This is a genomic window from Streptomyces sp. NRRL S-118, assembly GCF_000716335.1.
GTDB lineage: Bacteria > Actinomycetota > Actinomycetes > Streptomycetales > Streptomycetaceae > Streptomyces.
The window spans coordinates 113,817-132,545 of the sequence record NZ_KL591003.1 but is presented as its reverse complement, the minus strand read 5'-3'; the positions used below and the strand labels follow the sequence as shown (position 1 = coordinate 132,545).

The following is an 18,729-nucleotide window of genomic DNA, read 5'->3' as shown; positions in this document are numbered from 1 at the left end:
AGACGTGATCATGGACGAGCTTCCCGGCCTTCTGCTTCCCGGTCCACGGATGCCGGCCGGCGGGCTGCCCGCCTTCCTGCGCCGTGTCGCCGACCTGCTGGAAACCGACACGGCGGACGAGAGCACGGAGTTCACACGGGTCGCGCGGCGATTCCTCGACGCCGGCCGTGCGGCGGCCTGCGCACCCGACACGGTGCCCTGGCTGGAGTACCGGCTGCTGACGCGTCCGGCCGCCATCGGCGAGGTGTTCGCCCGGCTTGCCCGGCTCGCCGTCGACCACTTGGACGCGGAGTCCGCCGAGGACTTCTTCTTCGTACGCAAAGGACCGGTCCTGCGCGTGCGCTTCCGGTGCGTGTCCGGCCGGGAGGACGAACTGGACGAGGTCACCGTGGCGGACTGGGACCGCCTGTGCCGGCAGGGCCACGTCGAGAGCTGGAGCCGCGCCTTCTACGAGCCCGAGTCGCATCTCTTCGGAGGCGAGAGCTCCATGGAGTTCGTCCACCGCATCTTCACGGCGGACTCGCTGTACTGGGCACGTCACCACGGCTCGCCGCACGAGCAGGCTCCGGCATGGGCCGTGTCGCTGCTGCTGATCCGGGTCCTGTTCGACGCCCTGGGCATCGTGGGCTGGGAGGACGGCCATGTCTGGGAGGTGCTGCGCCGGCGGGCCGGCCGCACGTTCGGCCCCACCGTGCCGGACGACTGGCCGCGGATCGCGGACGGCCTGCGCGACGCGTGGTCCGGGCCCGGCGGGCCGACACGGCTCGTGGACGACCGGACCCTCGCGCGGATCGAGGGGTACCGGACCGCGGTGGCCGCGTCCTGCGCACGCTGGCGCGAGGAGTACTTCGGCACTCGGAAGGCCGTGGTGGGTCCGCGGGAGGCAGCCGCGTTCCTCATCGTGTTCCACTGGAACCGGGCCGGTCTGCCGATGTCCTGGCAGACGGCGATCGCCGAGGCCCTGAGCGCGCCGGCGGGGGGCGGGCGATGACCGTGGCGGCCCGGCCCGACCGGCCGTGGCGCCGGATCGCGGGCCTGTTCGCGCCCTACCGCCGGAGTCTGTGGCTGCTCGTCCTCCTCCTCGTCATGGACGCGCTGGTGTCGATCACCTGGCCGTTCCTGCTCAAGGGCATCCTGGACGTGGCGCTGCCGCAGCAGCGTCCGGGGCTGCTGACCGTACTGGCGCTCGGCATGGTCGCCGTGGCCGTCGTCACCAATGCCCTCGACGCCTGGCAGACCCTGATCTCGACCAGGATGGGACAGGGGGTGATGCACGACCTGAGGACCGGCGTCCACGCGCGGCTGCAGGGCATGTCCTTGCGGTTCTTCACCGACCACTCCTCCGGAGAGACGCAGTCCCGGATCCTGAACGACGTGGGCGGTACGCAGTCCACGGTGACCACGGCAGCCACCTCTCTGGTCTCCCACCTCACCAGCGTGCTGGCGATCTCCACGTCCATGCTGGTGCTGGACTGGCGCCTGGCGGCGGTGTGCCTGCCCATGCTCGCGCTCTTCGCGTGGATCAGCGACCACGTGGGCAAGGAGCGCCTCGACATGACGCGCGAGAAGCAACGCCGACTGGCCGCCATGGCGGGAATGATCGGCGACTCCCTCTCGGTCGGCGGGATCCTCCTCAGCCGCACCATGGGGGCCGCCCCCACTCTGACGGACAGGTTCCGCGGTGCGTCGGCCGGCCTGGCGGAGGCCGAGGTGAGCACGGCGGTGGCGGGCCGGTGGCGGCTCTCGCTGATCGGCATGGTCATGGCCTCCGTACCCGCCCTGTTGTACTGGGTGGCCGGGGTGGTGCTGGGCGGCGGCACCGCGTCCCTCGGCACACTGGTCGCGTTCGTCGCCCTTCAACAGGCCCTCCTCTGGCCGGCCGTCGGGCTCCTCACCACCGGGGTCCAGGTGCAGGCGTCGCTGGGGCTGTTCGAGCGGGTTCTCGCCTACCTCGACCTCGAGCCCGACATCGCGGAGGCGCCCGTGCCGGTCGTGCTGGAAGCACCCCGCGGACACGTCCGGTTCGAGCAGGTCACGTTCGCCTACGACGGGGCAGGGACCGGACCGGCCCTCCGGGACGTGGATTTGAACGTGCCGGCGGGCACGCATGTGGCGGTCGTGGGGGAGACGGGGTCGGGGAAGACGACACTGGGCTACCTGCTGCCGAGGCTGTACGACGCGTCCGGGGGCCGCGTCCTGATCGACGGCGTGGACGTGCGCGACGTGTCCTTCGCGTCACTGGCCCGGACCGTGGGCGTGGTGTCGCAGGAATCCCACTTCTTCCATGCGTCGATCCGGGAGAACCTCCGCTTCGCGAAGAACGACGCCACCGTCGACGACATTCTGCGCGCCACGAGGACCGCTCAGGTGCACGACACCATCGTGCGACTGCCGGACGGTTACGACACGGTCCTCGGTGAGCGCGGCTACCGCTTCTCGGGGGGTGAGCGGCAGCGGCTCGCACTCGCCCGGACACTGCTGCGCGACCCGGCCGTGCTCGTCCTCGACGAAGCCACGAGCGCGCTGGACACGCGCACGGAGCACGAGGTACAGGCGGCGCTCTCCGAGGCCCTCGCGGGCCGGACCCGCATCAGCATCGCGCACCGCCTGTCCACCGTCCGGGACGCCGACCTCATCGTGGTGCTGCACCAGGGGCGGATCACCGAGCGGGGCACCCACGAGGAACTCATGGCGGCGGACGGCAGATACGCACGCCTGGTGGCACACGACCTGACAGCCGGATCTTGAAGGGAGCACTGCGATGGAGCCCGCGCACATCGTCACCGACCGTCTCGACATAGGAATGCTGCTCGACTCCGACGTCGACGCGTTCGTCGAGGCGTGGAAGGACCCGCTGATACGGCGTTGGACCAACGTGCCGAGTCCCGGTACGCGGGAGCAGGCCGCGCACTTCATCCACCACTTCTGCCCCGAGGGCTGGCGCGAGGACACCAACTACCTTTTCGGGGTGCGGGTCCGCGACTCCGGGGAACTCGTGGGTCCCATGGGTATTTTCGGACTCAGCTGGGTGGGCCGATCCGAGCGCATGGCGTCGCTGGGTTGCTGGACCCTCGCGGCCCACCGGGGCAAGGGGTACACCGCCGAGGCGATCCGCGCCATCGCAGGGTGGGCCTTCACCGAGTTGAGGCTCGACCGCATCGAGAGCGTCGGAGAGGTGGCGAACAGGGGGTCGCTGGCCTGTGCCGTCAAGGTCGGCTTCACCCACGAGGGAACCCTGCGCTCGCGCATCATCCAGGACGGCGTGCGGCGCGACGCGTGGATGGCGTCCCTCCTGCCCCAGGACCTCGGCCTGGAACCGTCCATGCCCTATGTCGGCGAGCACGAGACCCTCGTTTGAGTGCCGGCCCCCTCCGGTGCCATCGGGGCCGGGCGGCACGCTGCGAGCGCCGCGGTGACAGCGGTGACGGCGGTTGCCCGCGCCCGGCACGGTGTGTGCGTTGCGCCGAGCGGGGGTCGGGCGGCCGCCGTGCCGTCCTCCGGCGCGCCTGCTGCGGCACCTCACCCACGCCTGCCGCCTCCGGCCGCGGGAGCACCCCAGCCTGACGCACCCTGTGTTGTCAGTGGTGGCTGCCAGGCTGGTCGGCATGAACGGAGATGAGCAACTGCTGCGCGGCCGGGTCTACGGCCGGGACCACGACGACCCCGACCCCGGCCCGTTGCCGCACCACACGTACGCAGTGCTGATCGGCGGGCCGCTGGACGGGCTGCTGCTGGACATCACGGGCTGGCGGCCGGAGGAAGTCGGCGACGGCGCGGCCTTGCCCACCGAGCTCGGGCAGTTCCCCGGCGGCCGGTCGGTGTACGAACCGCGGCAGGGCGAACCGCGCGCACCGGGGCCGGGTGTGAGCTGCCGCTACTACTACTGCGGCGACACTCGCTGACCTGCGTGCCGCACGCTCACCCCGGCCGCCGTGCCGGGCCGTGCCGGGTGTGCCGGGCCGTCCCGGGCACGCGGCCGCGCCGGGCACTGAGGAAGTCACCCCGGTGCCGCCGACCGCGTGGATGACGTGGCCGTCGTCAGCGCGCGCCCGGCGGTGCCTCGGCCGAACCCCCGAGACCCCCACCGCATCCCTGCGTTCCACGAACGACCGGGAGCGAAGCCGTTTTTCCGGCCCGGCCGGCTACGCCCCCTGACGGAACGCCCTCCGGTAGCCCTGCGGGCTCGTCCCCACCACTCGTCGGAAGCGTTCCCGGAACGCCGTCGGCGAGCCGAATCCGCACTGTCCGGCGATCCGCTCCACCGAAGAGGACGTCGTCTCCAGCAGGTACTGCGCCCGTCGCACCCGCGCCCGGTGCAGCCATTGCAACGGCGTCGTTCCGGTCTGCTAAGCCGGGGCGCGGGCCGGACTCATGCCGTAGGGATGCGTACCTCCGGCCTCATGCCCGTACCTGCCCCTCCCGGACCGGCGCGACCAGTTGGCCGGATCCGGACGGATCAGGGACGGAAGCGGGGGTAACGGAGAGGGCGGCCGGGACACCGGTCCTTCCCGTACCCGCCGGTGCGCGGGTCTCGCCTTGGGGGGCACAGTGAACAGAACAGTGCGGCACGCCTGGAGAAGAGCCGGTTGTGTCATGGCGGCGGCCGTGGCGCTGCTGGCGGTCGACGCCGCTCCGCGGACCGCTGCCGCGGGCGCCGGACCCGTGGCGGTGACGACCACGGAGCCCGTCGACGCCACGCTGGGGTACCGTGCCAACGCCCGGAACGACAGCTGGGTCGCCGGCGCCACGGCCGCCCCGCCCTACAAGAAGTCGTGGTCCCGCGATCTGGGGTCCGCGGTCTCCGCTCCCGTGGCCGTCGGCCGTCACGTCTTCGTCGTGGTCAACGCCGATCAGGGGGACGAGGGCGGTCCGCGCATGCAGCTTGCCGGACTCGACGCTGCCACCGGCAAGGATCTGTGGCCGCAACGGTTCCTGACGGGCGAACCCGGAGCCACCGTGAGCTACGGCGGTGGACTGCTCTACACACAGACCCTCAGCGGCACTGTCGCCGCGTGGGATCCGGCCACCGGCACGCAGAAGTGGACCGTCCGGCTCGGATCGGGATCCGCCTCCTGCCAGTACCCTCCGACCTGGTACGAAGGCGTCCTCTACACCCAGGACGGGCGGGGGCTGGCGGTGGCCCTGGGGGCGGCGGACGGGCGACGCCTGTGGACGGCACCGCTCGCCGAGAACGGCTGGTCGACGGTCTCCGTCGACGACGCCGGTGTGTGGATCGGCTTCGACAACATCGCCTACCACCTGCTCGACCGGGCCACCGGTAGGGAACTGCGCCGTTTCGAGGCCCCGAACATCTCCGGGCCGGGCGGCAATCCGGCCGTGCTGGGGGCCGGCGCCCTGTGGCTGCGCAACAGCTGGTCCGACGACGAGAAGGTGGTCGCCTACGACCGGAAGAGCGGCGCCGCCCTGCGCTCCTTCCCCGCCGACGCCACTCCGGCGTTCGGCCCGGGCCGGGTCTACGTGACGTACCGCGGAGTCGTGAAGGCCGTCAGCACCGGCACGTACCAGGCCGTGTGGAGCTGGAGCAGCCCGCGCCAGGTGGCCACCGTCCGTCTGGTGGCGGGCGGGTACGTGTACGTGCAGGACGGCAACGGTGAGCTGGTGGTCCTCGATGAGCGCACCGGGGCAAGGGTGTGGTCGCACCGGCTGTGGCCCGAGCCGCACCCCATGGAGAACGTGACTCCGGAGGCCGACTGGCGGGGCTGGACCGTCCCCGGTGTCGCCACCGCGCAAGGGCGCCTGTTCGCGCAGGCGGAAGGCGGCGTGCTCATCGGCTTCGGAAGGGCCTGACCGCGCTCCCGCAACCGGAGTGACCGGCCGTCACGACGGTGTCCGGCAACGGCCTTGCCGTTGCCGGACACCGTCGTCGGTCAGGATGGCCGCCTGCGACCGCGCCGTACCGAGGGCTCATCGTGTGGCCGCAGCGGCTACCGCCGTGACGGGCTCGGGGAGTTCCACCGGGGCGGGCGCGGCGGCCGCCGTGGGGCGCCTGCCCGCCATGCGGCAGCCGAGGCAGTCCCGGTGGCCGTGCCTCGCCGCCCGGTCGCGTACCTTCCAGGACCACTCCTCGGGCGGACGCACTCCGCTCGGCTTGCCCCAGCCGAGGAGGTGGAGCACCCACGTCACGGCGGCGGCGGCAGCGAGGATCCCCGAGCCGAGCAGTGCCAGGGGGAGGGACACGGCGATGACGGCCAGTCCCATGACGCCGAGTCCGGTGAGACCGATCGCCGTGCCGGTCCAGCCCGCCACGGTGTGGCCCAGATCGACGTCTCCGTGTGCGCTCATGGCATGCCTTTCGGGTGGCGAGAGATAGGCTCCCCATGTCGGAAGAGAAGTTTATCTCGCGAGCTAAGTTACTTAGAGACTAAGGGAATATTCGGTGGACGGCAAGGTGCGGCCCCCCGCCACGGCGGAACAGGCTCATGCCCAGATGGATCACCTCATCGCGCTGGGCATCGTCGCCCAGCACGACGTGGCGCAGAGGCTGGGGCTGAACGTCACCGACCTCACCTGCCTCGGTTTCATCCTGGAGGCGCAGGGAGCGCAGGAGACCATCAGCGCCGGTGAGCTCGCCCAGCGGGCGAAGCTGACGACCGGGGCGATCACCGGAGTCATCAACCGGCTCGAACGTGCGGGATACGCCCGCCGCCGGAGCGACCCCGGCGACCGCAGACGCGTGCATGTGGTCGCCGACGTGTCCGCGGCGGCCCGGGTGTACGAGGTCTACGAAGGCAACCATCGCCGGATCGCGGAGCTGTTCGCCGATTACTCTCCCCAGGAGATCGCGGTGCTGTCCGACTGGTTCACTCGCGCGACCGACATCATGCGTGCCTCCTTGGAGGAGGTCCGCAGCCACGGAACGACCTGACCGCCGACGGCCGAGGCGTGACGGGCCCCGCCCACGCCCACACCGCGACGGTCAGCCGCGACGGCCCGCCGCGCCGGCCGGCGTGCCGGGACGAGTCGCAGTGCCGCCCCCAGGCGCGGGGCATCCCGGCGGGCGCACGGCCTGCGTACGGGCGCGTGAGTACGGATACTCATGTCTCGCGCCGCGGGCGCTGCCTACGTTTGCGGCATGCCCATGAGTCCACGCGAGTCGCCCGCTGCCGGCAGGGGCGGCGGGTGCTGCTGTCTGGTATTCGCCGTCCTGCCCGTCGCGTGGATCGTCGCTGCCCCGCTCCTGCCGGAGCCGGTGTTCTGGTTCCCCTTCTGGGTGGGGGCTGTGATCTGGAACGGAACCGATGGCCACGGCGGCATCGGTCATCTGCTCGACTGAAGGCGCAGGACGTGAGGATCGGCAACCCGGTGTCGGAGAGCGTCCTCCTCAGGCCTGCCCGGGCCGGAGGGAAGGGAGCTGATCGCCGCAGCGAGATGGTCGCCGCGGTGCGGTGCGTCCTCGCCGCCCACGCCTGCGATGGTGAAGTACAAGTCAAGCCGCTCCTCCCCGTACCCCGGTGTCCACGCGCCGCTCGGCACCGTCCTGCGGAGCAACGGTCCCGGCCGGTCGTCGCCGTGCCCAGAACAGCAGCGCCAGCACACCCGCCATGAGAACCGCGTTGGCTGCGTACTTGGCGGTGTAGGAAACCTCTCCCAGTGGCTCGACCATGAAGGCCAGCCCCGCGTTGGTCACCAGCGCGGCGCCTCCGACCGCCAACGCGTGCGCGCGTCCCCACTGCGCCCGCACGGACCACCGCGCCACCAGTCCGCCGAGCAGAACCAGTACCAGCAGATCCGACACGGTTCCCGGCCGGCTCGCGGGCAGTACATGATGCACCGTCATCAGCACCACTGCGGTGCTCCCGGCCAGCCACGGTGCCGGTACCCACCCGGAACGCCGCGGAGCGCGGCAACGCGGCACCAGGAATGCCGCCGCCGCCAGGGCGACGGCCGATGCCGCAGTGGCGCCGAGCTGCGCGGGCGAGGCCATGAAATGCTTGGTGTGCTCGTGGAGGAACACCAGTACCGCCAGCCCGTAGAGCATGACCATCACTCCGATGCCGACCCGGCCCAGCCATGGTCGCTCGGCGGCCCGCGGCGCGCACGACTCGACCACCGCGATGGGCGCGGCGAAGCTCCAGATCACATGGCCGACCACGAAGTCGAGTACGTGGTTGGCGCTGATTCCCAGAGCGGGGATCGCGGTCGGCAGCCGCTCCAGGTCCCAGGAGGGTTCGTCGACGAAGTCGGGGTTGAACAGACTCTGGTCGACCAGTCCCGCCTGGATCACGCCGAACGCGGCGCTCAGCAGCAGGATCGACGGCCATCCGCGCCCGGTCCGGCGTAACACTTCACGGATCAGCACCGCGGCCGTGCCGTAGAGCGGGGCCAGGAGCAGCAGCCCGATCAGCAGATCCACCGGCCGCCCCATGACCTCCAGGTAACCGATGAGGTACTCCGCGCAGATGGGGGAGAGCAGCAGCAGCCCGACGACCGGCCCGAGTCTGCGACGCAGCGGGGGCAGTGGGGCGCGGGTGGTGCGGGCAGTACCGGTGGTGCCGGGGGAGCCGGTGGGGCGGGCTGAGTCCATGGGCGTTCCTTGGTCGTGAGGGCGTGTTCATTAGTCGATCGAGTACTCGGTTTATTATTACGCGCACGGACCGCTAAGGTGGAACCGCTCCACGAAAGCTCAGTCAGGAAGGGTGCGATGAGAACGGTCGACCCGGCCAAGCACCAGGCGCGCCGGCAGCACATCCTGAACGCCGCGACCGGCCTGTTCGCGGCCAAGGGGTACGAGCGCACCACAACTGCCGAGATCTGCAAGGCCGCTGGGATCAGCGCGGGCAACCTGTTCCACTACTTCCCCAACAAGAAGGCGATTTTCCTCGCGGTGTTCGACGAGGAAGGCCATGACAAGGCCGAACGGCTGGCCAGGGCCCGGGACGCCGAGGACCCGTGGCAGGCCCTGCTGGATCTCGTGGACGACCTCGCCGCCCCTGCGGTCGAGCCGGTGGTGCCCGCACTGGTGATGGAGGCGATGGTCCAGGCCTACCGCGACCCCGAGATCGAAGCGCTGCTGAGCCGCGGCAACGCCGACGAGCACGCGGCGATCGCCGCGCTGCTGACGCGAGCCGCCGCTGCCGGCCGGATCGACCCCGGCCTCGACCCGGACAACACGGCGACGTGGATCATGGCCTTGATCGCCTCCGTCTTCACCAGCGCCGCCACCAACGCAGGCTTCGATCCGGCCGAACAACTCCCCGTTCTCCGCCTCATCCTGACCCGCTTCCTCGAGGCGCAGCCGCACGGCTCCCGGCCTCGGCCCCGGTAGCGTGCCCTCCCGCCCCTTACCCCGGGGGCACGCGTTCTGCTGAAGGTGCGAGGACGGCCGGTGCGCGCCGATACTGCCGGCGGGCGCAGCTGCTTGCCCGGGCGGGCGGCCCGCTCACGCTGGTGCCGGTGCGGTCCGTCCCCGCCGGTGCGACGGCGCTGCCCCCGGGCGTCGGCGATCCGGCTTCGTGTCCGGACCGGGGCAGTTGGGACGGCCTACGGGCTCCTCGCCGCGGCGCGGTGTCAACGAGGACGCCCGGTCCTCCGGTGCCCGCGCTCGGCTGTTCTCGCCGAGGCGCTTCCGGCCGCACACGGGACACCGTTTTCGCGTGGGTGTCCGGGGCAGGCGCATCGTAGAGCGTCGACGAAGGGACCGACATGAGCGCCGGGGAGAAGGCCAAGGCCACGACCGAGCAGGTTGTCGGGAAGGCCGTGAGGAAACTGGCCCACGCGATGGGCAAGGACACGACCGCCGCCAAGGGCGCCGCACTGGAGGCACGGGGCAAGGCCCGCGCGATCAAGGAGGGTGCCCGGGACGGCTTCCGTCACTGATCGCGTCCACTCCGAGGGGAAGGCGGAACGAAGGCCCGGTGCGCACAGCACCGGGCCCTTCGCCCGTACCGGCGTGCCGGACGTGGTCGAGTCCCTGCCGGAGTGGAATTCGAACTCACCCGCCTGGGCCGGCTGCTGGGTGAGCCGGACACCCGCGTCACCGACGCCGAAGTGAGGCCCCGGACGAAGACCGTGGGGGCAGCCGCAGGCATGCCGGGATCCAGCCTCTGCACGTCGATCGACTGCGTGAGGATGAACAGCTGCGCTTGTTCCCGCCGGCCCGGCGGCGGGAACGAACGGCGCCGACGAGTGATGGCGCAGCGGACGCTGCGCGACCCGGCGGCGGCAAGAGCCACCAGCACACCGGCCGGCAAGGCGCACAAGGACAGGCGCGCCCATCCGGCACGGCCTTCACCGGCGTCCGTCGCGGTGCGTCCGCCCGGCTCGTCCGTCTCAGCGCTGTGCCGGCCCATGCGGCCCCTGGGCGACCGGACTCGCCAGGAGAAGGGCGGTCGTCACCGCGCCCCCACCGGATGGAGCAGTACGGGGTCGACCGGCCCCGCATCCCACCGGCCGGCCTGCTGTCCGCCGCCGGGCGCAGGGTCACCCCTCGCGGGTGATCCGCCGGTCCCCGCCAAAGGGTGAGGTGGGTGTCTGGAGACGTACGCCGACGCACCGCGGAATGGACCAAGAGAACGACATGAGCGATCCAGCGGCATCCCGGACCGGTCCCGGCCGTGGGCGGGCCACCGACCGCCCGGGCCCGGGGCGAAGGGCGGCAGTCATTGCCCTCGCGCGAGCGGTGTGCGTCGCCGTCGGCCTCGTGGCCGCGTTCTACCTGCTGCCCTTGGAAGGGCGTAGAACGGCCGCCACCTGGGCCTTGCTCGCATGCGGTCTGCTCGCGGTCGTCATGGTCCTGGTCTGGGAAGCACGGGCCATCGTGCGCTCACCCTTCCCCCGCCTGAAGGCCGTCGAGGCCCTCGCCGCCACGCTGGTGCTCTACCTGGTGCTCTTCGCCAGTGCCTACCACCTGCTGGAGAGCTCCTCGCCGGGGACCTTCAGCGAGCCGCTGACCAGGACGGACGCGCTCTACTTCGCCTTGACCACGTTCTCCACCGTCGGCTTCGGCGACATCACCGCCCGTTCCCAGACGGCCCGAGTGGTGACGATGTTGCAGATGCTCGGCGGACTGCTGCTCGTCGGTGTCGCGGCGCGCATCCTCGCGGGCGCCGTGCAGGCGGGGCTGCGGCGCCAGGGCCGTGCATCGCCGCCGGAATAGGCCCCGGCACGAGAGCGACCGTCGTTTTGTGAACCGTGTCGAGGAGGTGTGAACCATGGCCGCACCGCACACGATGACGGCCCCGCCGTCACCGTCCGAGAGGGCGGCGTACGGAAGGAAGGCGCGTTCTCGTGCCTCGCGTTCCGGTCACGCCGCCTTCGAAAGGGACACGGGAAGGGTCGACCCGGTGGCAGTGGTCGAGCGGCAGTCGGCCACCCGACTGCCCGAGCTGGTGCCCCTCCGCTACGGTCGCATGCTCGAGTCCCCCTTCCGTTTCTACCGGGGTGCGGCAGCGATCATGGCGGCCGACCTCGGATCCCTGCCGAACACCGGCCTGACGGTCCAGCTCTGCGGGGATGGTCACCTGCTGAACTTCCGGCTGCTGGCCTCACCCGAGCGCCGCCTCGTCTTCGACATCAACGACTTCGACGAAACCCTGCCGGGGCCGTTCGAGTGGGACGTCAAGCGTCTGGCGGCCAGTGTGGCGATCGCGGGCCGGGCCAACGGCTACTCGGCCAAGGAGCAGAACTCCGCGGTGACTGCGTGTGTGAAGGCGTACCGCGAACGGATGCGCTTGTTCGCCGGGATGCGTGCCCTCGACATCTGGTACGCGCAGGACGACGCCGACCGCATGCGCGGCCTGCTCGCCTCGTCGAGCAAGGAGGCCAGACGCCGTACCGCCGCGGCAGCGGCCAAAGCCCGTACCCGCACGCACCTCCAGGCTTTCGCGCAACTCACCCGTGTCACGCCGGAAGGCCGGCGGATCGCAGCGGACCCACCTCTGGTCACTCCGCTCCGGGACCTGGTGACCGACCCCTCCGAGGACGACCGCCGACAACTCCGGACCCTCCTTCAGACCTACGAGGACACCCTCTCGTCCGAGCGCCGGCATCTGCTGCGCCAGTACCACCTGGTCGACATGGCCCGGAAGGTGGTGGGCGTCGGCAGCGTCGGAACGCGATGCTGGATCCTGCTCCTGCTCGGCAGGGACGACGACGACCCGCTGCTGCTCCAGGCCAAGGAGGCACAGCAGTCCGTCCTCGCCGCCCACACGGACGCCGACCGCTTCGACAACGAGGGCCGGCGGGTGGTGGCGGGGCAACGGCTGATCCAGACCACCAGCGACATCTTCCTGGGCTGGACGCATGTCGTGGGCCTCGACGGCCGCGGGCGGGATTTCTACGTGCGCCAGCTGCGGGACTGGAAGGGCATCGCCAGGCCGGACACCATGGACCCCGATCTGCTCCGCCTGTTCGCCCAGCTGTGCGGGGCCAGCCTGGCACGTGCCCACGCCCGCTCCGGCGACCCCGTGGCCATCGCGGCCTACCTGGGTCGGAGCGACCGCTTCGACCGCGCACTCGCCGCGTTCGCCCAGACCTATGCCGACCGCAACGAACGGGACTTCGAGGCGCTGGGCGTCGCGGCCCGCTCGGGCAGGATCCACGCCGAGAGCCCCGGGTGACCGCCCTCCTCACCGCGTCGCGTACACGGTGACGCCGCGTCGCGTACACGGTGACGCGGCCGCCGGTCCCCGCACTGTCACTCGGGGGGCCGGTCACTCCGGAAGCTGGCGCATCTCCATGACACGCAGCCCCAGTGACTGGCAGCGGGCGAGCAGCCCGTACAGGTGCGCCTCGTCGATGACGGGCCCGAAAAGTATGGTCTGCCCCGACATCCTCACGTGTTCCAGCTCCGGAAAGGCCTTCGTCAGCGGTTCCGACATGTGTCCTTCGACGCGGATCTCATAGCGCATGAGCTGCTCTCCCCGCGGGCGGCCCGGGACAGGCGGGTTCGTGTACTTCTCGATCGTCCGTCCCGGAGCCCCCTGGCGGCCTCACCCTGCACAGGTGACCGTGACGCCGGAGCCATCGGCACCCGCGTCCATGCGTCAAGAGGATCTTGACCGCGATGACGGACAGGCCGAGGACCGGATGCGCCGAAGCCGTGACGGCCATCAGCCGCCGCGCGGCGCCGGCGCGCCATGCCGCGGCCGGAACGGCCGGGCCGGCACCTCACCCACGGCGGGGGAGCCGAACCGCATCGTGTCGGGGAGCCCCTGGGCCGACGCGTGCCACGGCGGATCGGCCGTCTGACACCGGACCGGTGCCCACCTCACAGCAGCCGGTGCTCGCGCGCACGCCGTACAGCGTCATTGCGCCGGTTGACCGCCAGTTTCCGGTAGACGCTCTTGAGGTGGGTCTTGACGGTGTTCATCGAGACTTGCAGATCGGCGGCGATCTCCTCCGTCGACATCATCTGCGCCAGCCGTTGCAGCACGTCGTGCTCCCGTGCGCTGAGTTCCTCGAGGACCGGGGGCGACTGATCGGCAGCCCGGGGCGGTCCGCCGGGCGTCGCGGTACGGGGGGCGAGCCATCCCTCGGCCATGTTCCGCAGAGGCGCCGTGCTCAGAAGCGGCCGTATCCACGGCCCCGTCTCGAAGAAGGGGCGTCGCACCCGCTCGCGGCGCGCCTCGGACAAGGCCTGGGCGACCAGTCGGCGCGACCCCCCGTGATCATCCGCCAAGTGCGCCGCCTGCGCCCTCACCAGCAGGGCCCGTACGGTCAATGCGGGGCCGGTGCGCACCCGTGGGCCAAGGGTGCCGAGCAGATCGTCCACCGCGACGGAGTCCCCGACCGCGAGCCTGGCCCGGGCGATCTCCACGGCACACGCCGGCTGGTCCTCCGGCACCGTGCCCAGCAGCCTGACGGCCGCCTCGGACTGCCCTTCCGCCAGATGGGCGGCCGAGGCGACCAGCGCGGCGCACCCGTCCGCCCAAGGGGAGGCCACGTCGGTCGGGACCGCCTGCTCCGCCGTCCGCAGCGCGGTGCGCGTCTCACCGCGGGCCAGGAGCAGACGAGCGGTGACGATGGCCCGGCCCGCCCCCACCACCGGGTCCCGCATCATCCTGGGCGCCGCGGCCAGCGTGTCGAGCAGCTGCTGGGCCTTGCCCAGTTCGTTCCGCTCGAGGGCCACGGCGGCCAGGACGAGCTGCCCGATGCCCGACCCCGAGGGCTGTTCCTGACTGAACCGCTCTGCCGCGGACACGGCCGTCAGCGCCTTGCGCTCCGCCCTTTCGAGCCAGCCGTTCAGGTAGTCGATCATTGCCAGGCTGCCCAGTGCATCCTCCAGAGGCAGGGCTGTCGAGGGCCCGCCGGCAGCGTTGGCCACCTGGGACAGGGCGGCCCGAGCGTCCTCGAACCGCCCTGCCCACAGCCGCGCCGAGCCGACGTGGGTCAGGAGGAGGGCGGTCAGTTCGGGATGCTTGTCCAGGAGGGGGGAGGGAACCTCGTCGCGCAGCCTCCGGGCCGTCTCCGCTGCGACATCCGCTCTTCCGGGGGCACCGGTGAGGCGCGCCGCGAGGGCTTCGAGCAGGGCACAACTCAGCCGGGCCGCTGTCCGGTCGGTCCCGTCCGCGCTCAGGCCCTCCTCGGCGCGGCGCAAGTGGGTCAGGCCCCGGCTGATGTCCGACCGGGACAGGTCCCGCGCCGCACGTACGAGCTCGGTCGCGGGGCCGGCAGCCTCGGGACCCATCCGGGAGAACAGTTCCGCGAGGTCCTCGGAACGAAGACCGGTGAAGAGCTGACCGATGGCGAGGTCGTCCACCAGAGCACCGGCGGTGAACTCCCAGTCGCCCGCGGCGGCCCCGTGCCCGAGTGTTTCCCAGAGGGATCCGGCCCGCCGCAGCCACTGCGCCGCCCGCCGGTGGAGCTCCGGCTCGAGAGCGGGGCTCTGCAGGCGCAGGTGGGCCCGGAGGATCTCGCCGAACAGGGGGTGGAGGCGGTACCAGGTATGGCCGAGGTGCTCGACGAAGGCGTTCTCGCGATGGAGCTCGAAGAGGATGGCCTCGGCGTCGGCTCGTCCGGTCAGCGCGTTCACCAGCGCGGGAGTGAAGCGCTCCAGGACGCTGACCCTCAGAAGGAGGTCCTGCTTCGCCGGGGACTGCCGTCTGAGTACCTCCGCGAGCAGGAAGTCCGCAACGCTGGACTCGCCGGCCTCGAACTCCTTCAGGTACGTCTGGGGGGCCGGGCTCTCGCTCGCCGCCAGGGCGCTCAGCCGCAGACCGGCCGCCCACCCCTGCGTGCGCTGCACCAGGGCCCGTACGGCATCCGCCGGAAGACTCACACCATGCGTCTCCAGCAGCGCGGATGCCTCGTCGGGAGTGAAGGCCAGCTCCGCGCCCCGGATCTCGGTCATGTCGCCGGCCGCCCGGTAGCGGTGCAGCGGCAGAAGCGGTTCGGTACGGGTGACCAGGACAAGTCGCATGCCTCTGCCCGCGTGGTGCAGTACGAACTCCAGCTGCTGCGCGAACTCGGGGTCGGTCACCCGATCGAATTCGTCCAGAACCACGATCACCGGCTGGTCGCGGGTGCTCAGATGAGACGCCAGGCGCACCAGCAGCCCATGGTCCACGCGGCTCGCGTCCGCCGGGCAGCCGATCCCCGCGGGCAGTGGGACTCCCGAGAACCGCAGCGCTTGGAGCAGGTAGGCCCACAGCATGCCGGGGGCCGGCTCCGCGGCGTCGGTCGTGAGCCAGGCGACGGGTTCGTCCCGTTCCGAGGCCCAGTGGGCGACGAGCAGCGTCTTGCCCGCGCCGGCGGCGCCATTGACCATCGTCAGCGAGGTCTCCATGGCGTGGTCGAGATGCCTGATCAGCCGTTTCCTGGGCAAGTAGGTCACCGGAAGCGTCGGTATGGCGAACCGGGTGAGCAGGAACGGCTCTCCTTGCGGATCGGCGTACGGCCAAGTCGAGCTCGTGTCGCTCTCCTCGATACCGACCATGGTGCCCACCACCGCCGTCCCGTCCTGAGTCGGGCAATGCTGCTTTTCCCAGCATCTCAGCGTTGGTACGTTCGTGCGAGCCGCCGCCCGGGAGCAGCACCTCGGCGGTGGCCTCCCGGCTCGCCATCCGGGGAGAGGGGCAGCGGTGACCGGCGCCGGCCGCGTGAACGCGGGGCGACGTCCCAGGGGCGCCGGCGTCGACGCGCTCGCCCAGGCGGGACAACCCGGTGAGGAGCCTTCCGGGCGTGCCCCACCAGAAGGCGACCGCCCGGGCGAATCCCGCCAGGCCTGACCCGCCGACCGTCCGGCGCCGTGGTGCGCCGCTGTCGGGTCGGGCTGGGTCGGGCGGGGGCTGGTGGCGTGGGGTTTGGCGGGGAGGATCAGTAGGCGGAGTCGACGTTGTCGATCGAGCCGTACTTGTCGGCCGCGTAGTTGGCGGCCGCGGTGATGTTGGCGACCGGGTCGGTCAGGTCATGAGGGGTGCCGGGGACGTGGTAGGCGTCGAAGGTCGGCTGGATGACCTGGAGCAGGCCCTTGGACGGCGTGCCGTTCTGCGCGTTCACGTCCCAGTTGTTCTGGGCGTCCGGGTTGCCGGAGGACTCACGCATGATGTTGCGGTGCAGGCCCTCGTAGGTGCCGGGGATGTTGTGGGACTTCATGATGTCCAGCGCTTCCTTGATCCAGCCGTCGAGGTTGTCGGCGTACTGCTTCTTCGCCTTCTTCGCCGCCGGGGCGTCCGCCGCCGTCACCTGGGCCGCAGGGAGATTCGCCGACACCGGTGCCGCCTGGGCGGCCGACGGGGTCAGCATCAGCGCCGCTGCCGCCGCACCCGCGGTGGCCATGCCGGTCACGGAGAACTTGCGGAAGCGGGCGATACGGCTGGTGGTGCGGTGCGTGGGCGCGGTCATACGTGGGTGACTCTCCATCTGAGACAACGTGGGGAAGGCCGACCGCATGCGGTGCGGCGGAGCGGAGCAGCGCTCCGCGTGGGCCCCGAGCGGTCGTGCGGACCCGGCTGCTGCGTCGGGTCCGGCGCGGGGCTCCCCGGAACGACAGCCATGGTTAGGGGCGCTTCGAGCGCCACGCAAGGATGTGACGTACTACCCGACCGCATAGCAACGTCCGCCGCGGGCCTGCCGAAAGCCACAAGGATGCGGGTGGAACGGACTGCTGTGTACTACCTCCCTTAGGACGTGACGCAGCCCCTATGCGAGGCATCACAGCCATGGCGCGTCCCGGGGCGCCCATGTCACTGGCCGTGGAGACGGCTCACGTGCTGTCACCACCGGCGGAGGTGTCCAGGCGGACGACACCGCAGGACGGGCGGACGCGCTGCCGGGCGGACCGAGCGCTGCGCGTTCGCAAGCGCGGGCACCTGAGTCGGCGGGGCGTCCACCGGGCGGAGAGCGCAGCAACCCCGGCGTGGGTTCGTGAGCGCCTGAGCGACCGGACGACGGACGGGCATCGCCTGCCGGCCGCGTGACGGGAGCGGCGCAGGTAGGCCTGAAGGAAGTGGCTCGGGACGAGCCGGTGGACCTCCGGCACTCCGCCGGGCCGGGTACCGGGCGGCCTACGCCTGCCGGCTCGTCCCGGGCCGCACCTCCCGCCGCGCGACCAGCCGGTAGGCGTTGGTCAGTCCCCACCGCCCGGCGAGGGGCGCCGCCACCGTCCGGTCCAGCAGGGTGGCCGCCAGCAGCAGCGGCACACCGGCCATCAGGGTGGCGCCGCGCGCCGCCCTGCGCACCCGCCCGGGCGGCTCCGGCAGCCAGGGCAGGTCCTCGCGCGGCGCCAGCGCGTCCAGGGCCAGCCACGCCGCCGCGACCAGGTCCACCGTGTCGTGCGCCTGGGCGTGTTCCTCCGCCAGTACGGTGAAGCCGGTCTCGCCCAGCCGCCGGCGCAGGTTGGCCACCGGCGCCAGGTGCAGGTGCTGCGGCTGGAGCCACGGCAGCCACCAGCGGCCCAGCAGCCGGGCGAAGCGGCTCTCCGGATCCGGTACGTCGATCACCAGCAGCCCGCCCGGCCGCAGTACGGCGCGTGCCGCCTCCAACTCGTCCTGCGGGTCGGGCGCGTGCTCCAGGTAGTGGAACATGCTCACCACGTCGTACGACCCCGGCCTCTCCGCCGCCAGCTCCGGGAACGTCCCGCGGTGCCCGTGGCGCACCCGTCCGGCCCGCTGGGCGAGCTCCGCGCCGTCGGAGCGGTCGAGGCCGTCGAAGACCACCTCGGGCAGAACCTCACCGGCACTCGCGCAGAAGTGCCCGTGCCCGGTCCCCACGTCCAGCCACTCGGCCGGGCCGGCCAGGTGCGGGCGCACCGACTCGGCCCGCCTGCGGTAGGTCGCGGTGCCGCCCGCGAACATCCCGCCGAGGCGCTCCTCGCCCAGACCGTCGTAGAAGTCCCGGTAGTAGAAGGCGAGTCCCCGTTCGCTGAGCCGGGGATTCTGGAAGATGTGCCCGCAGTCATGGCAACGGTCCAGGCTGAACTCGCCCGGCTTGTGCTGCAAGAGGTCGGTGGTGCGCAGCCGCCCGCCGAGCCGGGCCGAGCCGCACCAGGGGCACCGGTGCTGCCGGGCCTCGAAGAAGACCCTGGTGCCGTCCGCGAGTTCCCGCCGGTAGGCGGCGCGCAGCTCGGCCACCCGTGCGGCGCGCTCCCTGCGCCCCGTACGGCCGGCGGCGGGGGAGGAGCTGCTACCGGGGGTGCCGCGCGGCCCATCCCCCTGGCGGTCGGCGACCCCGACCTCGTCGGCGTGCTCGGCGTGCCTGGCGTTCTCGAGGTTCCCTGTGTCCGCTGCGTCCCTGGTGTTTTCGGTGTCCCTGGTGCTTTCGGTGTCCCCG

General features: G+C 71.7%; 17 protein-coding genes and 1 pseudogene. 11 read left to right on the top strand and 7 right to left on the bottom strand.

The window, feature by feature from the left end; genetic code table 11:
• Nucleotides 1–10: 10 nt before the first annotated feature.
• The 4 genes from IH00_RS0107300 to IH00_RS0107285 all read left to right on the top strand — a co-directional run bounded on the left by IH00_RS0107300 (nucleotide 11) and on the right by IH00_RS0107285 (nucleotide 3,902).
• Nucleotides 11–991 carry a thiopeptide-type bacteriocin biosynthesis protein gene (locus IH00_RS0107300; protein WP_158827719.1) on the top strand — a complete coding sequence of 327 codons (981 nt, stop codon included), beginning with the start codon at nucleotides 11–13 and terminating at the stop codon, nucleotides 989–991.
• Nucleotides 988–2,748: an ABC transporter ATP-binding protein gene (locus tag IH00_RS0107295; RefSeq protein WP_031070839.1), complete on the top strand. Its 1,761-nt coding sequence runs from the start codon at nucleotides 988–990 to the stop codon at nucleotides 2,746–2,748. Before IH00_RS0107300 ends, IH00_RS0107295 begins: the two co-directional genes overlap by 4 nt.
• A 13-nt stretch (nucleotides 2,749–2,761) precedes the next feature.
• Nucleotides 2,762–3,358, top strand: coding sequence for a GNAT family N-acetyltransferase (locus tag IH00_RS0107290; protein WP_031070837.1), 597 nt, complete (start codon nucleotides 2,762–2,764; stop codon nucleotides 3,356–3,358).
• A 247-nt stretch (nucleotides 3,359–3,605) separates the two neighbouring features.
• A complete protein-coding gene (locus tag IH00_RS0107285; protein WP_031070834.1) occupies nucleotides 3,606–3,902 on the top strand; it encodes a hypothetical protein in 297 nt (98 codons plus the stop codon).
• A 240-nt stretch (nucleotides 3,903–4,142) separates the two neighbouring features.
• Here IH00_RS0107285 and IH00_RS39970 read toward each other — a convergent pair.
• Nucleotides 4,143–4,346: pseudogene (locus IH00_RS39970) on the bottom strand (helix-turn-helix domain-containing protein); the annotation flags it as partial.
• Nucleotides 4,347–4,593: 247 nt separating this feature from the next.
• On the opposite strand from IH00_RS39970, the gene IH00_RS0107280 reads away from it, so the two are divergent.
• Nucleotides 4,594–5,808 (top strand): PQQ-binding-like beta-propeller repeat protein, encoded by a 1,215-nt coding sequence (locus tag IH00_RS0107280; protein ID WP_031070832.1) that lies wholly within the window; start codon nucleotides 4,594–4,596, stop codon nucleotides 5,806–5,808.
• A gap of 117 nt (nucleotides 5,809–5,925) precedes the next feature.
• Here IH00_RS0107280 and IH00_RS0107275 read toward each other — a convergent pair whose 3' ends face one another.
• Nucleotides 5,926–6,303: an HGxxPAAW family protein gene (locus IH00_RS0107275; RefSeq protein WP_031070830.1), complete on the bottom strand. Its 378-nt coding sequence runs from the start codon at nucleotides 6,301–6,303 to the stop codon at nucleotides 5,926–5,928.
• A gap of 94 nt (nucleotides 6,304–6,397) precedes the next feature.
• On the opposite strand from IH00_RS0107275, the gene IH00_RS0107270 reads away from it, so the two are divergent.
• A complete protein-coding gene (locus IH00_RS0107270; protein WP_031070828.1) occupies nucleotides 6,398–6,886 on the top strand; it encodes a MarR family transcriptional regulator in 489 nt (162 codons plus the stop codon).
• 207 nt (nucleotides 6,887–7,093) lie between these two features.
• Nucleotides 7,094–7,294 carry a hypothetical protein gene (locus tag IH00_RS37095; protein ID WP_234334793.1) on the top strand — a complete coding sequence of 67 codons (201 nt, stop codon included), beginning with the start codon at nucleotides 7,094–7,096 and terminating at the stop codon, nucleotides 7,292–7,294.
• Nucleotides 7,295–7,447: 153 nt separating this feature from the next.
• Here the strand turns inward: IH00_RS37095 and IH00_RS0107260 are convergent, their stop codons facing one another.
• A complete protein-coding gene (locus IH00_RS0107260; RefSeq protein WP_052411232.1) occupies nucleotides 7,448–8,545 on the bottom strand; it encodes a hypothetical protein in 1,098 nt (365 codons plus the stop codon).
• Between the two features lie 117 nt (nucleotides 8,546–8,662).
• On the opposite strand from IH00_RS0107260, the gene IH00_RS0107255 reads away from it, so the two are divergent.
• The 4 genes from IH00_RS0107255 to IH00_RS0107235 all read left to right on the top strand — a co-directional run bounded on the left by IH00_RS0107255 (nucleotide 8,663) and on the right by IH00_RS0107235 (nucleotide 12,578).
• Nucleotides 8,663–9,286, top strand: a complete 624-nt coding sequence (locus tag IH00_RS0107255) for a TetR/AcrR family transcriptional regulator (protein ID WP_031070823.1) — start codon at nucleotides 8,663–8,665, stop codon at nucleotides 9,284–9,286.
• Between the two features lie 377 nt (nucleotides 9,287–9,663).
• Nucleotides 9,664–9,837, top strand: a complete 174-nt coding sequence (locus tag IH00_RS43270; RefSeq protein ID WP_199819705.1) for a hypothetical protein — start codon at nucleotides 9,664–9,666, stop codon at nucleotides 9,835–9,837.
• A 700-nt stretch (nucleotides 9,838–10,537) separates the two neighbouring features.
• Nucleotides 10,538–11,116: a potassium channel family protein gene (locus tag IH00_RS0107240; protein ID WP_031070821.1), complete on the top strand. Its 579-nt coding sequence runs from the start codon at nucleotides 10,538–10,540 to the stop codon at nucleotides 11,114–11,116.
• A 55-nt stretch (nucleotides 11,117–11,171) separates the two neighbouring features.
• Nucleotides 11,172–12,578 carry a DUF2252 domain-containing protein gene (locus IH00_RS0107235; protein WP_031070820.1) on the top strand — a complete coding sequence of 469 codons (1,407 nt, stop codon included), beginning with the start codon at nucleotides 11,172–11,174 and terminating at the stop codon, nucleotides 12,576–12,578.
• A gap of 93 nt (nucleotides 12,579–12,671) precedes the next feature.
• On the opposite strand, the gene IH00_RS0107230 is transcribed toward IH00_RS0107235, so the two are convergent.
• From IH00_RS0107230 to IH00_RS0107215, 4 genes are all read right to left on the bottom strand, one after another.
• Complete coding sequence (locus IH00_RS0107230; RefSeq protein WP_031070817.1) at nucleotides 12,672–12,869, bottom strand: hypothetical protein; 198 nt, start codon at nucleotides 12,867–12,869, stop codon at nucleotides 12,672–12,674.
• Nucleotides 12,870–13,228: 359 nt separating this feature from the next.
• Nucleotides 13,229–15,895 carry a winged helix-turn-helix domain-containing protein gene (locus IH00_RS0107225; protein WP_031070816.1) on the bottom strand — a complete coding sequence of 889 codons (2,667 nt, stop codon included), beginning with the start codon at nucleotides 15,893–15,895 and terminating at the stop codon, nucleotides 13,229–13,231.
• A 380-nt stretch (nucleotides 15,896–16,275) separates the two neighbouring features.
• Complete coding sequence (locus tag IH00_RS0107220) at nucleotides 16,276–16,803, bottom strand: transglycosylase SLT domain-containing protein (RefSeq protein ID WP_031070814.1); 528 nt, start codon at nucleotides 16,801–16,803, stop codon at nucleotides 16,276–16,278.
• 662 nt (nucleotides 16,804–17,465) lie between these two features.
• On the bottom strand, nucleotides 17,466–18,530 hold the full coding sequence (locus tag IH00_RS0107215; protein ID WP_031070811.1) for a class I SAM-dependent methyltransferase: 1,065 nt from the start codon (nucleotides 18,528–18,530) through the stop codon (nucleotides 17,466–17,468).
• Nucleotides 18,531–18,729 lie beyond the last annotated feature (199 nt).

What these genes read in the sequence shown, in the direction of transcription:
- IH00_RS0107220 (WP_031070814.1), bottom strand. Translation starts at nt 16,803, where the DNA reads ATGACCGCGCCCACGCACCGCACCACCAGCCGTATCGCCCGCTTCCGC.
- IH00_RS0107295 (WP_031070839.1), top strand. Translation starts at nt 988, where the DNA reads ATGACCGTGGCGGCCCGGCCCGACCGGCCGTGGCGCCGGATCGCGGGC.
- IH00_RS0107285 (WP_031070834.1), top strand. Translation starts at nt 3,606, where the DNA reads ATGAACGGAGATGAGCAACTGCTGCGCGGCCGGGTCTACGGCCGGGAC.
- IH00_RS0107260 (WP_052411232.1), bottom strand. Translation starts at nt 8,545, where the DNA reads ATGGACTCAGCCCGCCCCACCGGCTCCCCCGGCACCACCGGTACTGCC.
- IH00_RS0107300 (WP_158827719.1), top strand. Translation starts at nt 11, where the DNA reads ATGGACGAGCTTCCCGGCCTTCTGCTTCCCGGTCCACGGATGCCGGCC.
- IH00_RS37095 (WP_234334793.1), top strand. Translation starts at nt 7,094, where the DNA reads ATGCCCATGAGTCCACGCGAGTCGCCCGCTGCCGGCAGGGGCGGCGGG.
- IH00_RS0107235 (WP_031070820.1), top strand. Translation starts at nt 11,172, where the DNA reads ATGGCCGCACCGCACACGATGACGGCCCCGCCGTCACCGTCCGAGAGG.
- IH00_RS0107255 (WP_031070823.1), top strand. Translation starts at nt 8,663, where the DNA reads ATGAGAACGGTCGACCCGGCCAAGCACCAGGCGCGCCGGCAGCACATC.
- IH00_RS0107225 (WP_031070816.1), bottom strand. Translation starts at nt 15,895, where the DNA reads ATGGTCGGTATCGAGGAGAGCGACACGAGCTCGACTTGGCCGTACGCC.
- IH00_RS43270 (WP_199819705.1), top strand. Translation starts at nt 9,664, where the DNA reads ATGAGCGCCGGGGAGAAGGCCAAGGCCACGACCGAGCAGGTTGTCGGG.
- IH00_RS0107275 (WP_031070830.1), bottom strand. Translation starts at nt 6,303, where the DNA reads ATGAGCGCACACGGAGACGTCGATCTGGGCCACACCGTGGCGGGCTGG.
- IH00_RS0107240 (WP_031070821.1), top strand. Translation starts at nt 10,538, where the DNA reads ATGAGCGATCCAGCGGCATCCCGGACCGGTCCCGGCCGTGGGCGGGCC.
- IH00_RS0107230 (WP_031070817.1), bottom strand. Translation starts at nt 12,869, where the DNA reads ATGCGCTATGAGATCCGCGTCGAAGGACACATGTCGGAACCGCTGACG.
- IH00_RS0107290 (WP_031070837.1), top strand. Translation starts at nt 2,762, where the DNA reads ATGGAGCCCGCGCACATCGTCACCGACCGTCTCGACATAGGAATGCTG.
- IH00_RS0107280 (WP_031070832.1), top strand. Translation starts at nt 4,594, where the DNA reads ATGGCGGCGGCCGTGGCGCTGCTGGCGGTCGACGCCGCTCCGCGGACC.